General features: G+C 45.1%; 1 protein-coding gene. It reads right to left on the bottom strand.

Going from position 1 to position 1134, the window contains the following annotated elements; translation table 11 throughout:
* A partial coding sequence (gene ahpF, locus MSG95_RS18860; protein ID WP_324645239.1) for an alkyl hydroperoxide reductase subunit F occupies window positions 1-1134 on the bottom strand: 1134 nt, incomplete at both ends.

Here is a 1134-nt window from a genome sequence, read left to right as displayed (position 1 = left end):
ACATGCTCTTCATCAGTCGCACGGTCTTTATATTTAAGACCAGTCACTTGTGAGCCGTCACCTAACACTTCTGTACTTAAGGCATTCATAATTACAGTGGTGTTCGGCAAGCTATGCAATTTGTTTTGTAAAACTTGGTCTGCACGAAGTTTAGTATCGAACTCAACCAGAGTCACATGCTCCACGATCCCTGCAAGGTCAATTGCAGCTTCAACACCTGAGTTACCACCACCAATCACGGCAACACGTTTGCCTTTGAACAATGGACCATCACAGTGTGGGCAGTATGCGACACCACGGGTACGGTATTCTTGCTCACCCGGTACATTCATTTCTCTCCAACGCGCTCCTGTTGAAAGAATGACTGTCTTCGATTGAAGTTTTGCACCGTTTTCAAGTTCAACTTCAACCAGACCATTTGCTGTTTGGTTGGCACCCTTGATTTTGCTAACACGTTGCAGATTCATGATATCAACATCGTATTCACGAACGTGTGCTTCCATCTCGGCAGCAAACTTAGGACCTTGAGTCTTTTGCACAGATGTGAAGTTTTCAATGTCCATGGTATCCATCACCTGACCACCGAAGCGTTCAGCTACGATACCAGTGTTAATACCTTTACGTGCTGCATAGATTGCAGCTGTTGCACCCGCAGGCCCACCACCAATCACCAATACATCAAAGGCATCTTTAGCATTGAGTGCTGCTGCATCTTTTTCAGCTGAGTTGGTGTCAAGTTTTGCCACAATCTCTTCAAGGGTCATGCGACCTTGACCAATGTGCTCATTGTCTTGGAACACCATTGGTACAGCCATGATTTTGCGTTGTTCAACTTCATCTTGGAAGAATGAACCGTCAATCATGGTTGCTGTAGTGTTCGGGTTATAAATGGCAATCAGGTTAAGCGCCTGTACCACATCTGGACAGTTATGACAGCTTAAGGATACAAACACATCAAAGTTAGCTTTGAGGTTTAGGCCTTTAATCTGATTCAGCACTTCATCAGAAACCTTCGGTGCATAACCAGACACTTGTAACAGAGCCAAGATCAAAGACGTAAACTCATGGCCCATCGGTAAGCCAGCAAAGAACACACGAGGCTGTTCACCTGCTTTAGCTACACCAAAGCTTGGA

Origin of the sequence: Acinetobacter sp. IK23 (genome assembly GCF_035615275.1) — a bacterium.
GTDB classification, from domain to species: Bacteria; Pseudomonadota; Gammaproteobacteria; order Pseudomonadales; family Moraxellaceae; genus Acinetobacter; species Acinetobacter seifertii.
The sequence above is the reverse complement of the archived record's forward strand: the minus strand, read 5'-3'. Positions and strand labels throughout refer to the sequence as shown.